General features: G+C 58.2%; 12 protein-coding genes. 6 read left to right on the forward strand and 6 right to left on the reverse strand.

Annotated elements, in window-relative coordinates:
• Window positions 1-55: 55 nt before the first annotated feature.
• Both WB237_RS08700 and guaD read left to right on the forward strand, forming a co-directional pair.
• Window positions 56-1552: an NCS1 family nucleobase:cation symporter-1 gene (locus WB237_RS08700; RefSeq protein ID WP_049008407.1), complete on the forward strand. Its 1497-nt coding sequence runs from the start codon at window positions 56-58 to the stop codon at window positions 1550-1552.
• A 102-nt stretch (window positions 1553-1654) separates the two neighbouring features.
• On the forward strand, window positions 1655-2971 hold the full coding sequence (gene guaD, locus WB237_RS08705) for a guanine deaminase (RefSeq protein ID WP_336213538.1): 1317 nt from the start codon (window positions 1655-1657) through the stop codon (window positions 2969-2971).
• On the opposite strand, the gene uraH is transcribed toward guaD, so the two are convergent.
• Together uraH and uraD are read right to left on the reverse strand one after the other, a co-directional pair.
• Window positions 2951-3274: a hydroxyisourate hydrolase gene (gene uraH / locus WB237_RS08710; protein ID WP_049008404.1), complete on the reverse strand. Its 324-nt coding sequence runs from the start codon at window positions 3272-3274 to the stop codon at window positions 2951-2953. The two genes, guaD and uraH, sit on opposite strands and share 21 nt — an antisense overlap.
• On the reverse strand, window positions 3274-3771 hold the full coding sequence (gene uraD, locus WB237_RS08715) for a 2-oxo-4-hydroxy-4-carboxy-5-ureidoimidazoline decarboxylase (RefSeq protein ID WP_336212306.1): 498 nt from the start codon (window positions 3769-3771) through the stop codon (window positions 3274-3276). The genes uraH and uraD overlap by 1 nt, the downstream gene beginning before the upstream one ends.
• Window positions 3772-3940: 169 nt before the next feature.
• On the opposite strand from uraD, the gene hpxO reads away from it, so the two are divergent.
• The 3 genes from hpxO to WB237_RS08730 are packed head-to-tail and all read left to right on the forward strand — an operon-like array spanning window position 3941 to window position 7094.
• Window positions 3941-5095 carry an FAD-dependent urate hydroxylase HpxO gene (hpxO, locus tag WB237_RS08720; protein WP_336212308.1) on the forward strand — a complete coding sequence of 385 codons (1155 nt, stop codon included), beginning with the start codon at window positions 3941-3943 and terminating at the stop codon, window positions 5093-5095.
• A gap of 17 nt (window positions 5096-5112) precedes the next feature.
• Window positions 5113-6147, forward strand: coding sequence for a molybdenum cofactor-independent xanthine hydroxylase subunit HpxD (gene hpxD, locus WB237_RS08725; protein ID WP_336212310.1), 1035 nt, complete (start codon window positions 5113-5115; stop codon window positions 6145-6147).
• An 11-nt stretch (window positions 6148-6158) separates the two neighbouring features.
• Window positions 6159-7094, forward strand: coding sequence for a PDR/VanB family oxidoreductase (locus WB237_RS08730; protein WP_336212312.1), 936 nt, complete (start codon window positions 6159-6161; stop codon window positions 7092-7094).
• Window positions 7095-7131: 37 nt separating this feature from the next.
• Here WB237_RS08730 and WB237_RS08735 read toward each other — a convergent pair whose 3' ends face one another.
• Genes WB237_RS08735 through WB237_RS08750 form a run of 4 tightly spaced genes read right to left on the reverse strand, consistent with a single transcriptional unit; the run spans window position 7132 to window position 12046 of the window.
• Window positions 7132-7704 carry a DJ-1/PfpI family protein gene (locus WB237_RS08735; RefSeq protein WP_336212314.1) on the reverse strand — a complete coding sequence of 191 codons (573 nt, stop codon included), beginning with the start codon at window positions 7702-7704 and terminating at the stop codon, window positions 7132-7134.
• Between the two features lie 22 nt (window positions 7705-7726).
• The gene (locus WB237_RS08740) at window positions 7727-8917 is read right to left on the reverse strand and encodes a glycoside hydrolase family 88 protein (RefSeq protein WP_336212316.1); all 1191 of its coding nucleotides are present in this window, start codon (window positions 8915-8917) and stop codon (window positions 7727-7729) included.
• 13 nt (window positions 8918-8930) lie between these two features.
• Complete coding sequence (locus tag WB237_RS08745; RefSeq protein ID WP_336212318.1) at window positions 8931-10211, reverse strand: oligosaccharide MFS transporter; 1281 nt, start codon at window positions 10209-10211, stop codon at window positions 8931-8933.
• Window positions 10208-12046, reverse strand: a complete 1839-nt coding sequence (locus WB237_RS08750) for a DUF2264 domain-containing protein (RefSeq protein WP_336212320.1) — start codon at window positions 12044-12046, stop codon at window positions 10208-10210. Before WB237_RS08750 ends, WB237_RS08745 begins: the two co-directional genes overlap by 4 nt.
• A 228-nt stretch (window positions 12047-12274) precedes the next feature.
• Here WB237_RS08750 and WB237_RS08755 point away from each other — a divergent pair, with 228 nt between their 5' ends.
• Window positions 12275-13132, forward strand: a complete 858-nt coding sequence (locus tag WB237_RS08755) for an AraC family transcriptional regulator (RefSeq protein ID WP_336212322.1) — start codon at window positions 12275-12277, stop codon at window positions 13130-13132.
• Window positions 13133-13241: the final 109 nt, after the last annotated feature.

Consider the following 13241-nt stretch of genomic DNA (forward strand, 5'->3'; position numbering starts at 1 on the left):
TGCAACACCCGTTGCACTCCCACTTAACGGGTTTTCATTCACAGGAGCAGGTTTCATGCCAAACAGACAAAATACGCAGCAAGGTACGGCCGCTGATTCCGGTGCGGTTTACAGCCCACGGCTTTGCAATGAGGATCTGGCACCGACGCGTGACCAGAACTGGAGCTGGTACAACATCTTTTCTTTCTGGATGTCGGACGTTCACAGCATGGGGGGTTATGTTGTCGCCGCGAGCTTCTTTACGCTCGGGCTGGCAAGCTGGCAGGTGTTGCTCTGCCTGCTGGTGGGGATTTGCATTGTGCAGCTGTGCGCCAACCTGGTGGCCAAACCGAGCCAGATGGCGGGTGTGCCCTATGCGGTGATCAGCCGTCAGGCATTTGGTGTCTTCGGGGCGAACATTCCGGCGGTGATCCGCGGGCTTATCGCCTTCGCGTGGTACGGCATTCAGACCTATCTGGCTGCCAACGCCCTGATGCTGGTGGCGCTGAAGTTCTGGCCATCGCTCTCTTCGCTCACCACCGGCGCGTTCCTGGGTCTGTCGCACCTGGGTTGGATCTGCTTTGCCATTATGTGGGTATTGCAGGCGATGGTCTTCTGGCACGGCATGAGCGCCATCAAGCGCTTTATTGATATCGCCGGTCCGGCGGTGTACGTGGTGATGCTGGCGCTGGCAGGCTGGATTGTATACAAGACCGGGTTCGACGGGATCTCCTTTACCCTTGCCAGTAAATCCCTGAGCGCGGGTGAGCAGACCTGGCAGATGATCACAGCGACCGCGCTGGTGGTCTCTTACTTCTCCGGCCCGCTGCTCAACTTTGGTGATTTCTCACGTTACGGCAAAAACATGGGTGAAATTCGCCGTGGAAACCGTTGGGGACTGCCGTTTAACTTCCTGCTGTTCTCCATCGTTACCGTGGTGATTGTCTCCGGCACCCAGTCGCTGTTTGGCCGCATGATCACCGACCCAATTGAAACCGTCAGCCGCGTGGGCAACGATCTGGCCGTGGCCATCGGTCTGCTGACGATGATCACCGCCACCATCGGGATCAACATCGTGGCGAACTTTGTCTCCCCGGCGTTTGATTTCTCTAACTGCTCGCCGCAGAAAATCAGCTTCCGCACCGGGGGGATGATTGCCGCCGTTGGTTCGATTCTGCTCACTCCGTGGAACCTGTTCAACTCTCCGGAGCTTATCCACTATACCCTGGACGTGCTCGGGGCGTTTATCGGCCCGCTGTTCGGTATTCTGATTGCGGACTTCTACCTGATTAAGCGCGGGAAAGTCTCTGTGGACGATCTGTTCGACGACACGCCAAAAGGCAAATACTGGTATCGCAACGGCTTTAACCCGAAAGCCATCGCTGCGCTGCTTCCATCCGTTGGCATAGGGCTGGTGATAAGCTTCATCCCAGCCCTGCACGAAGTGGCGAACTTTAGCTGGTTCATCGGCGTCTTCCTCGGCGGCGTGACCTACCGCTGGCTGGCGCGAGAAGAGCGCGAAGTGGCTGCTGCCCCGCAATTTAACTCCCGCGTGGCGACGCAAAAAGAGTAACCCTTCCTTCTGGCCGCAGGTTTCCTGCGGCCTTCCTCAAGCTGGCACCCTTTTTGCTCATTCTCATGACTCCGCTACGCAAACATAAAGGCAGGAACCATGATGGAATACCAGACAGCGATCCGCGGTGCATTTTTTGATATTGCCCAGGTCTGCGACAGTGCAGACGCTATCGCCCAACACGCACGCTATCTTGAGGACGGACTGCTGTTCATACAGAACGGTAAAATTCAGGCGCAAATGGCGTGGCAGGATGGTGAGCAGTATCTTGATCCTCACAAAGGCTACACCGACCTGCGCGGCAAACTGCTGATGCCCGGTTTTGTCGATACCCACGTCCATTATCCGCAAACGGAGATGATCGGCGCGTTTGGCGAGCAGCTACTGGAGTGGCTGACCACCTACACCTTCCCGGTGGAGAGCCAGTTTTCCGATGAGGTGTATGCGAAAGAGATTGCCGAATTTTTCATTAACCAGCTGGTGAGCCATGGCACCACTACCGCGCTGGTGTTTTGTACGCTGCATCCCGAATCGGTCGAGGCGCTGTTTACCGAAGCCCTGCGCCTCAACATGCGCCTTATCGCCGGCAAGGTGATGATGGACAGGCACACCCCGGACTATCTCAGCGAAGACGCCAAACAGAGCTACCGGCAGACGCGGGAGCTGATCCAGCGCTGGCACCACCGGGGACGGTTGGGGTATGCCATTACCCCGCGTTTTGCACCGACGTCTTCACCCGAGCTGCTCGCGGCGGTGAGTTTACTCAGAGAAGAGTTTCCGGATACGTGGATGCAGACCCATCTGAGCGAAAACCCGAATGAAGTGGCCTGGGTGAGCGATCTCTGGCCAGAGCACGAACGTTATCTGGATGTGTATCACCACTACGGCCTGACCGGCGAGCGCAGTGTGTTTGCCCACGGGATCCATCTGCATGAAAGCGAATGGCGCTGCCTGCATGATACCGGCTCCGCTGTCGCATTTTGCCCCACCTCCAATCTGTTTCTCGGTAGCGGGCTGTTTCGCCTGCCCGCCTGCTGGCAGCACAAGGTGCGGATGGGCATCGGCACTGACGTCGGCGCAGGCACCACCTTCAGCATGCTGCGCACCCTGGGGGAAGCCTACAAAGTGGGTCAATTGCAGAGCTACCGCCTGCGCGCCAGCGAAGCGTTTTATCACGCCACGCTGGGTGGCGCGCACGCGCTCAGGCTGGACGACAAGATTGGCAACTTCACACCGGGTAAAGAAGCCGATTTCATCGTGATCGACCCTGACGTGACGCCGTTACAACGCCTGCGCAATCGTCGCTGCAAAGATATCTACGAGCAGCTTTTCGTGCTGATGACTCTGGGCGACGAGCGCAATATCAGCGAGACCTGGGTCAACGGCGAGCAGGTCTGGTCAACTGCCCCGGTAGGTTGACCACCCACCGGGCGCAATCACAAACGGCAGATGGAAGTGCTCCTCTGCCGTTCCTCCCGTCACAAAATCAATTTGCGCGCAGGGATAGAGGGTGTCGCGGCCAGTTTCGCGAAACCAATCGCCGATCTCCGCCACCAGCCGATAACGGCCTGCGGGCAGAAAGGGAACGAACGTGGTAATGCGCCCCTGCGCGTTGGTCACGTCCGTAGCCAGCGTTTTTCCTTCCTGTTGCAGATGAACCGTCACCCCCTGTGCCGGTTTTCCCGTCGAAATATCCAGAATATGCGTACTTAAGGTGCTCATTAGTTTATGACTCCTTCCAGCCGTAGTAGCGTGATTTCCCGCAGCTGTTCCAGCGCGACCTGCACTTCCTGCGCATCGCTGTTCTCCAGCCGCGCATGCAGCGCCTGTAAAATGTCCTCCCCGCTGCGGCCTTTGGCGCGGATCAGAAATACGCGTCCGAAACGGGCTTCATAACGGGCATTGCCTTCGCGCAATGCCTGCGCAAGGGTTGCGTCGCGATCATTCACCGCCCCCTGCTCCTGACGGGACAGCGCTGCCTCGGCCTGTGAACCGGTGGGTTTTTCCCCGATGCGCGGATGCGCGCTCAGGGCTTGCGCTAACGCCGCATCATCCCAGGTTTGCGCCTGTGCCGTGGCCGCATTGAACAATGCCCCCCGGCTCGGGTAAGGACGCCCGCGAACCAACGCCTCGGCCCAGGCAAGAATGGCTACGCAGGGGCGTAGCAGCGCAAGTGCATCTTTGTCAGGAAGATGATTGAAGTCGTGCAGTGCGATCATAGTGGCTCCTTTATCACAATCCTTCTGGCTGTTGCACAAATCGCGCCACTTTTACCGCGCCAGCGCACCTTAGCAGTGCAACGTCACCTCTCACAATGCCCTTTTCGCAGCTCTGCAGCCTGGTACGCAAATTGCTCACTCTCATTACACCCTGCAAAAGGAGAGAAGCATGAGAGCAATCGTCATTGGCGCGGGTATTGGCGGCCTGAGCGCCGCCGTCGCGCTGAAGAAAGCGGGCATCGACTGTACCGTGTTTGAAGCCGTAAAAGAGATCAGGCCCGTCGGGGCGGCCATCTCCATCTGGCCTAATGGGGTGAAATGTATGCAGCACCTCGGCATGGGCGACATCATCGAGACTTACGGCGGTCCGATGCGCTTTATGGCCTACAAGGATTACCGACGCGGCGAGACCCTGACCCGCTTTAGCCTTGCCCCGCTGGTTGAGCGTACCGGAGGGCGTCCCTGCCCCGTCTCGCGCGCTGAACTCCAGCGCGAAATGCTGGACTTCTGGGGGCGCGACAAGGTTCAGTTTGGCAAGCGCGTCGAACATGTCAGTGAAGATGACGCTGGCGTCACGGTGACCTTCACCGATGGCACTACCGCAACCGGGGATTTCCTGATTGCCGCCGACGGCAGCCACTCGGCGGTTCGTCCGTACGTGCTGGGATATACGCCCGAGCGCCGCTATGCGGGCTACGTTAACTGGAACGGGCTGGTGAAGATTGATGAAGAGATTGCTCCCGCTCACCAGTGGACAACCTTCGTGGGCGAAGGCAAGCGCGTGTCGCTGATGCCCGTCTCCGGCGGTCGTTTCTACTTCTTTTTTGATGTTCCGCTTCCCCTCGGGCTGGCGGAAGACCGCACGACGGTGCGGGCCGATCTCACCGGCTACTTCCGCGGCTGGGCGCCGCCGGTGCAGAAGCTCATCGCGGCGCTGGATCCTGAAACGACCAACCGCATCGAAATTCACGATATCGAACCGTTCGACAGCCTGGTACGCGGCAAGGTGGCGCTGCTCGGCGATGCCGGGCACAGCACCACGCCGGATATCGGCCAGGGCGGTTGCGCCGCCATGGAGGATGCGGTGGTGCTCGGGGACTGTCTGCGTGACAACCATAACATCATGCTGGCACTGCGACAGTATGAAGCGCTGCGCTGCGACCGGGTTCGTGACCTGGTACTAAAAGCCCGCAAACGCTGCGACGTCACCCACGGGAAAGACATGACGCTGACACAGGCCTGGTACCAGGAACTCAAAGAGGAGACCGGAGAGCGCATCATCAAGGGTCTGTGCGACACCATTCAGGGCGGACCATTAGGCTGAACACAAGAGGGATAACGATGAAAAGAGAACCGACTCCACCCGCTCATTGTACCTTTGAGCCAGAGGACTGGCTGCGTCTGGCAAAATGCTGGCACCCCGTCGCCCGTGCCTGCGACATCGGCCCGGCGCCGGTCAAAGCAACCCTGCTCGATGAACAACTGGTGATTTACAGGATTAACGATCAGGTTGTGGTCGCCCGGGATGTTTGTCCTCACCGGGGTGTGCCGCTGACGCTGGGCTTTCATGATGAGCACGGGATTATCTGCCCTTACCACGGTTTACGCTTTGGGGAAGACGGGCGCTGTAACCGCATTCCGTCCAGCCCCGACCAACCCGTTCCGGCGAAGCTGAACCTGATTAACTACGCCGTGGAGGAACGCTTTGGGTTGATCTGGACCTGCCTGGCGTTTGACCCGGACAATCCTGCGCCGCTGCCCACCATGCCGCACTGGGATGACGACGGATTTCAGCAGATCAACTGCCCGGCGTTTGAGGTGAACGGTTTCGCCGGTCGCCAGGTGGAGGGTTTTCTGGACGTGGCGCACTTTGCCTGGATCCACACTGATACCTTTGCCGATCCCAATAATCAGCTTGTACCCGCCTATCAGCCGCAGGAGACGCCGTTCGGCTTCGTGGCGGATTACTGGAGTTCAGTCAGCAACTATCCCGCCAGCTCGGACGTGCAGGCGCCGGAAGGGTTCCAGTGGTTGCGCCATTTTGAAATGCATCTGCCGTTTACCGCCACCCTGACGATTCATTTTCCGGGAGAATCGAGGCTGGTGATCATGAATGCAGCGTCGCCCGTGTCATCACGCGTCACCCGCATGTTCGCCCCTATAGCGCGCAACTTTGACCTGCATATTCCGGTGGAGGATGTGCATGCCTTCAATCTGCGCATTTTTGAAGAGGATCGTCTGATGGTCGAAACCCAGCGCCCGGAAAGCCTGCCGCTGGACCTGACCCTTGAAGCCCATATTCCGGCGGATAAAAGCTCGATTGCCTACCGCCGGGGACTGAAAAAAATGGGTTTTGGCGAGTTTTTCCTGGTCTGATGGAGGCCGATATGTTGAGCGTGATTGTTGACGGGATATGGCGTGAAGGGGATAAAAGTCTCGCCGTCAGGCTGGTGGCTGAAAACGGCGAAGCGCTGCCGGCATGGCAGCCCGGGGCGCATATTGACGTGCACCTGCCCTGTGGGCTGATTCGTCAGTATTCCCTGACCGGAGCACACGAAAGCGCGAGCTATCTAATCTGTGTGGGCCGGGAAACCGCCTCGCGCGGCGGGTCCCGCTATGTGCACGATACGCTGCGTCCCGGACAGAAATTATTGATCTCTGCCCCGCGCAATCTGTTTCCGCTTCTTCCGGCAGAACGGATTTTGCTGCTGGCGGCAGGGATTGGTATTACGCCGCTGTATGCGATGGCTCTGCAACTGAAGGCGTCCGGAACACCGTTTACGCTGCACTATTACGTCAGAAACCGCGAAAGCGCGGCGTTTGCGCGCGAACTCTCGCCGTTTGCTGAGTGCATCATTCATACCGCCAGCCCGCGCACAGCGCTGGCAGATCATCTCCCGGCGGCCGAAGCGGGGTTTCACGCCTGGATCTGCGGTCCGGCAGGATTCATGGAAAAAGTGCGGGAGGTCGCGACGGCGAAGGGTTGGGAGGACGCCCAACTTCACAGCGAGGCGTTCCAGCCTGTTGCCCCCCTCTCCTGCGGTGAAACGGGTGAAATTTTTACGGTCAAACTGGCCTCCACCAGCGAGCGCTGGCCGGTGCCAGCGGATAAAACTATCGCCCAGGTGTTACAGGCAAACGGCGTGGACGTACCGCTATCCTGCGAAATGGGGATCTGCGGCGCCTGCCTGACGCCGGTGATTGACGGCGTGGTGGATCACCGGGATAGCGTGCAGTCGGAAGCGGAAAAAAGCGCGGTAAATCAGCATGTGGCGCTATGCTGTTCGCGGAGTCATTCCGGGGAGCTGGTGATCGGGCTGTAAAACGAAATAAATAGCCTCCGGCATAGCCGGAGGTTTTTCAAACAAGTTGTCCGGATAAGGGGTAATTAATATGACTGGCCTGCTCGCGCGCCAATGTCTCATCGCCCTGTAATCGCGCCGCCAGGGTAAAGGCGAAATCAAATACGTTACCCAGCCCGCGGCCACTCAGCAGATTGCCGTCTTCCACCACGTCGGCATCAACGTACATGCCATCGCTGACGGTTTTCCACAAATCGCCGGAACAGACATAGCGACGCCCCTTGAGCAGTCCGTTGCCGCTCAGCACGCGGGCGGCGGCGGAGCAAATCGGGCAGATATATTTGCCCGCTTCATCATGCCGCCGAATGAAGGCGATCGCCTCCGCGCTTTTCCTCATGTTAACGCCGCCTTCCGGGCCGCCCGGTAACACCACGGCGTCAAAGGTCTGATCAACGCTGGCCTTCAGGGTGCTATCCGCCACCATTGAGATGGCGTGATAGCTCACCACGTCGCGACTTTCGCCGCAGGCAATCGTCTGCACCGTAATATTCAGGCGGCGCAGGATATCGATAGTGACAATCGCTTCCCCCTCTTCAAAACCGGGGGCTAATAGCACGGCTACGCTTTTCATCTTGCTCTCCATGGCTTAAGGGTTACCAGTACGGATGCCAAATCTGTCGCAGCCGCGCCAGCAGCTCAAGATAGAAATAGTCCCCCCAGCTACAGCACTGATCGACGCCCTTACCGCTGCCCATATGATAAACCGAGTGCTGCAGCAGCCCTTCGGTCGGATCGTCGTCACGAGCAAGGTAGTTATCGGTCAGCGACAGCGCAATGCGCAGCGCCATCTCTTCATAATACGCACGGTTTGCGTCGAGCGTCGGCAGCGCCTTGACCAGCTCCAGCAGACCACAGGCGGCAATCGCCGCCGCTGAACTGTCGCGCACGGCGTCGGTACCGAGCAGGGCCAGATCCCAGTGGCAAACATCATCTTCCGGCAGACGGTTGAGGAAGTAATGCGCCAGGCTGCGTGACAGCTCAACCATCTGCTTATCGCCGGTATGCTGATAGCTGAGCAGAAAGCCGTAAATGCCCCACGCCTGGCCGCGCGACCAGCACGAGGTATCGCTGTAGCCCTGATGGGTGTTACCAAAGCGCGGCGCACCGGTCTGCACATCCATATAGTAGGTGTGATACGTCGAGGCATCTTCACGCACGATATAGTTCGCGGCCTGTCCGGCGTGAGCCGTCGCCGCGTGCGCATAGCGCGGATCCCCGGTCTGTTCGCTGGCCCAGTACAGCAGCGGCAGGTTCATATTGCAGTCGATGATCATTCGCCCCTGCTGCTCCGGGTCGTTTAAATCACCCCACGCCTGAATAATGTTGGCCGTCGGGTTAAAACGCTCCATCAGGCGCTCGGCAGCCAGCAGCGCCGACTGGCGAGCGGCTTCGTTGCCGGTGAGCCGCCAGGCGCTGATGCAGGAGAGCGAATAGAGGAACCCGAGATCGTGCGTTGCGGTGTCGATACGCTGCTCAATGCGCCTGGCGAACGACGGTAAATAGCGCTCAGCAGCTTCGCGATAATGCGCTTTGCCGGTCATCTCCCAGGCCAGCCACAGCTGGCCAGGCCAAAAGCTGGTGGTCCACTCCACGTTATCGGTGCGCGGCCAGACCCCATTCTCACAGGCTTCGCCGGGGAACTTATCGCCGAAGGCGACAATATTGTTGTCGATCTTGCGCGTTACGCGGGTTAAGGCCGCTTCCAGCTTCTGGCTCAGCGCCAGGCGATCGACCTGATGCAGTTCGATTGGCCGCAGCGCTTCGGTGATAACAGATTTGGTCATAACAACTCCTGAATTAATGTTTGGCCGGTTCAACCGGGGCGGTCTCTAAAGCCGGAGCAAAGGGGCGTGAGGAATCGCGCGTCGACTGGCAGCGCGACAGCGTAAAGGCGGAAATCAGCGTAAATATCAGGGCGCAGCAGCCCATCAGCAGATAGGTATGCTCAAAGCCTATCTTGTCGTACAGATACCCGGCAGGCGGAGCGACCACAATCGAGCCAACGTAAATCATCGCCTGGTAGCCCAGCAGGTACATCGTGGCGTTAACCCGACGATGGAAATGTTCGGCGATGTATTTGAAGACCGATATCAGCAGCAGCGCGATCTCGACGCCATAAAACGGTTTGATGATGGAGATAACAATCGGGTCGCTGGTCAGTCCGGAGGCGATCAGCCGTGCTCCTACCACGCAGCCGCAGAACAGCAGGCCGCGCTTAGCGCCGTAGTGGTTCACCAGCCACGGGATAAACATCATCATTACGAACTCCATCCCCGACTGGACGGTGCTCAGGTAGCCGTACCAGGCATTTCCCTGCTCTTTGGTGGCGAAGAACGATACGAAGTAGCGCGGGAACTGCTGTTCGGCAATAAACATCATCCACGCCACCCCGGCGACGTAGAGGCTGAACATCCAGAATTTGCGGTTTTTCAGCAGCATCAGCACATCGGCAAAAACGATCTTATTGGCGGAGATGACGCTGTTATTGCGCAGCTGCTCATCGCCGATTTTAAGGCTAATCAGCACCAGCAGCATCAGTACCGAGGTACCGCTGCTGAGCAGAAAGTTGGCCAGCGGCGTGAAGTTAAACAACAGCCCGGAGACCGAAGCCGCCATCGCCCAGCCCAGCGAACCCCACATTCTGATGCGGCCAAACTCCAGCCCGTACAGGCGGCTAAATCGGTCGGCATAAGATTCAGAAGCCGCCACGCCGGCGTACCAGCCCAGGCTCAGATACAGCGCGCCGATGATAATCCCCGCCATCGCATGGCTTTGCAGCAGCGGCTGATACACCAGCGCGAAGAACGGCGCCATCAGCGCAGAAATGGTGCAGACAAAATAGAGCAGCCACTTGCTCATGCCGATTTTGTCCATGATGTAGCCGTACACCGGCTTCAGAACCACCGCGAAGACGCCATTGATGGCGAACACGCTGCCGATGGTGATGCTATCCAGGCCCACTTTCTGGCTCAGCCACAGGGCGTACAGGCCAAAGCTGGATGACCACGTGAAGAAGTAAAGGAAAATAAAGGTACTCATTTTGTACTGTGCGGCGCGTACGGACGATGATGTGCTCATAGCGATGCCTCCTGGGCCAGAACGAGCGTCGTTTCTTGTCGTGCCGTCACGAAGCGTACCGCGTCATCGCTAATGATGGCCTGTGGGCAGCGTTGCGGATCGAAGTCGGCGGCATTTCCCGCCCACACCGCGCTTATCAACACATGCTTACCGGGGTCGAGTTCGCCGCGCAGCAGCGGCACCGCCGCGCGCTCGGCGAACAACAGATTACTGTTTGGCGGCGTCAACACCGTCTCGCCACGGTGGGCGTGCGGATGCAGACAGAAAATGGCTGATACATCCTGGGTATTGCGTAACCAACAGGCGCTGTCGCTCTCGTGTACCTGCGGCTGCGGGCGGTTCGCCAGGCTAAAGCCCCCCTCCGCGCAATCCAGCGCGCGCCGGGTATTGATACGATGGACGCGCAGCTGCCAGTCGCCCAGCGCCAGCAGCCAGCTCTCAATCACCACATCGCGCCACGGCAGCCAGAGGCTGTAAATGGTGCCGTTTGCGGTGACCACATGCTGGCATTCGCGGCGGCCGCGCCAGTAGTTATCCTTTTCAGACAGCAGCAGCATCGAATCGGGCGCGGCGTGGTTCAGGCCGTAGCGCCCGCGTTCGATGGTGAAGCCAAAGCGGGTGGAATAGGCAAATTTGCAGTATTTCGCTTCGGTATTGACGAAGTTGTTCAGCTCCAGCTGGCCGGAAGTCAGCATCCACAAGTGATCGGCCTGACGCACCACCACCTGATCCGCGTGGGCTATCGTGTGCTGCACGGGCAGCGGCGGCAGCGGCAGCTCTGCCGCCTGCCAGAAGGCATCGCCCTCATCTAATGCCAGCACCAGCAGGGTCTTCAGGCCCCAGTACGGCGAACCCGGTGCGTTGTAGTCTTCCGCCATCGCCAGATTCGGGTAGCTGTAACCGACACTCAGTACGCCGTCGCGGTCGAACATCGGCTGCTTCAGCCACCAGCGCAGATGGCGCAGAACGATGCCCTTAATCACCCCAGGCGAAAAGACCTCCAGCCCGGCGAAGGCCGCCGCACTCCAGAACGCCGCCTCGGCAAAGCGGTAGGTCAGGCTACGGCCAAACGGGATCGCCGCGCCGTCTTCGGCGAAGAAATGGATGAAGTCAGAGGAGAAACGCGCGGCCCGGTGACGCAGCGTTGCACAACGCTTTGGATCGACATCGGCCATGAGCCTGGCGTAAATCAAGCCATAGAAATGGAAGCCCATCGAGATGTAATAGTCGCGCGGCCGGCCCGGACCATCGGCGTACCAGCCATCGCCGAGGTAGTAGTGCTCCATGGCAGCAAAATGGTCCTCCAGCGCCTGCGGGTTGGTCGGCATGCCACAATAATGGAAGCCGACCTGCACCAGAATCGGAAAGAAGTGCCAGTTGTTATCAGGGATCTCCTGGGTCTCGCACTGCTTTAGCCAGCGCCATAAATTCACTTTCTCGGTCTCAGAGAAGTGTGCCAGTACGGTATCGCCAGCCAGCGCCAGCAGCAGCCCGTAGGCCGCCATCTCGACGATTCGCTGATCGTAAGGCGCGACGTCACCCCAGTAATCGGCATGCTGCGGATTGGTTCCGTTTTTTATCGCCTGTAAATAAAAGGAGAAGTGTTGCGGCTCACTGCCGCCAGCCAACAACGGCGTCACGCCCCACAGGAGACGGGAAAACGTTTCCATGCTCGCGACCTGCTGGCCGTAGTGAGCGGTAAAGTTCGCTAAATCAATGCGGCTGGCGTCGTTTTTAAAGTAAGGCGCCACCGCGTTCAGCATATCGTTGACCAGCCGTAGCACCTCTTCCCGGCTTGTCAGGGGATTATCCAGATGAATGTTTTCAGGTTGCACAGGGTCCTCCCGCATTACACGAGGGTAGAGATAACTTATTGTTATTAGGCTTTTTAAAGCCACGAGTGCGACGTCTGGATGAAGAGTAACTGCTTTTATTCCCGGCACTGAGTGAGCGGACTCACAAAATTGAACCGCTATTTCATTTTTGCTGGATTTTATCGATCGTGGGGAGGATAAATTACAAATGATGGCCTAAAAATTTAAATCTGTTGTCCTGGAGGTAAAATGGGTGAAACGCAGCTGCTGGAACGCATTACGCTCGATCGGCAGGCCATTTCTTTTAACCGCATGTACGCTACCAGCGCGATTTACTACCACTGGCATCAATGCGTTGAATTGCTCTACATTTCCAGCGGCTATGGCATCGTGGTAGTGGATAATCAGCACTACACCGCCCGTCCGGGGCGATTATTTATCTTCCCGCCCTTCCGTTTGCACAAAGTGCAGGTCGATCATAGCGATAAAAACCCCTATCACCGTACCACTATGCACATTGAGCAAGCGGTCGTCGAAAGTGCGCTTAGCGCCTTCCCACGCCATCAGGCCAGGTTCGCCGCGCTGGCCGCCAGCAATCTGCCCGCGCAAATCTACGATCTCAGCGAGCACGCGGTGTTTATCGAGAGGATCCTTGAGCAGTTTCAGCGCCTGGAGGGCAACGAGCAGACCGAGGCCTGCGAGGTGGCATTTCTGATGATGCAGCTCATGACATTTCTGCCCGAGCAACCTCAGCCCTACCCGCCGCGCCAGCAGACCGTCGCCTCGCGGATTATGAGCTGGATAGAAGCCCACTATGCCAGCAAGTTTTCGCTCGACCAGCTAGCGCACGACCTGGGGCTTTCGCGCAGCTATACCTCACGCATTTTCCGCCAGCAGACCGGCGGCAGCATCCACGAATATTTGCTGACCCGGCGGATAAAAAGCAGCTGCGATCTGTTACGGTACAGCGATGAGAGTATTGACACTATTGCCCTGGCTGTCGGGTTTAGCGAGGTGACCTATTTCATCACCTGCTTTAAAAAGATGATGCGTCAGACGCCACTGCAGTATCGACGTCGTATCCTCAGCACCAGAATGCCCTGTTAACGAGGTTTTGATTGCTGGCCCAAAACTGAACGCTTTCCGGCTACCTGTCGGGCTGAGGTTTCCTGTACACAAAAAACCCTGCGATACTGCTATCGCAGGGTTTTTACTT

Origin of the sequence: Enterobacter sp. P82 (assembly GCF_037053385.1) — a bacterium.
GTDB lineage: Bacteria > Pseudomonadota > Gammaproteobacteria > Enterobacterales > Enterobacteriaceae > Enterobacter.

Excerpts from the sequence above, each read along its gene's own strand:
- WB237_RS08700 (WP_049008407.1), top strand. The coding sequence starts at position 56 with ATGCCAAACAGACAAAATACGCAGCAAGGTACGGCCGCTGATTCCGGT.
- guaD (WP_336213538.1), top strand. The coding sequence starts at position 1,655 with ATGGAATACCAGACAGCGATCCGCGGTGCATTTTTTGATATTGCCCAG.
- uraH (WP_049008404.1), bottom strand. The coding sequence starts at position 3,274 with ATGAGCACCTTAAGTACGCATATTCTGGATATTTCGACGGGAAAACCG.
- uraD (WP_336212306.1), bottom strand. The coding sequence starts at position 3,771 with ATGATCGCACTGCACGACTTCAATCATCTTCCTGACAAAGATGCACTT.
- hpxO (WP_336212308.1), top strand. The coding sequence starts at position 3,941 with ATGAGAGCAATCGTCATTGGCGCGGGTATTGGCGGCCTGAGCGCCGCC.
- hpxD (WP_336212310.1), top strand. The coding sequence starts at position 5,113 with ATGAAAAGAGAACCGACTCCACCCGCTCATTGTACCTTTGAGCCAGAG.
- WB237_RS08730 (WP_336212312.1), top strand. The coding sequence starts at position 6,159 with ATGTTGAGCGTGATTGTTGACGGGATATGGCGTGAAGGGGATAAAAGT.
- WB237_RS08735 (WP_336212314.1), bottom strand. The coding sequence starts at position 7,704 with ATGAAAAGCGTAGCCGTGCTATTAGCCCCCGGTTTTGAAGAGGGGGAA.
- WB237_RS08740 (WP_336212316.1), bottom strand. The coding sequence starts at position 8,917 with ATGACCAAATCTGTTATCACCGAAGCGCTGCGGCCAATCGAACTGCAT.
- WB237_RS08745 (WP_336212318.1), bottom strand. The coding sequence starts at position 10,211 with ATGAGCACATCATCGTCCGTACGCGCCGCACAGTACAAAATGAGTACC.
- WB237_RS08755 (WP_336212322.1), top strand. The coding sequence starts at position 12,275 with ATGGGTGAAACGCAGCTGCTGGAACGCATTACGCTCGATCGGCAGGCC.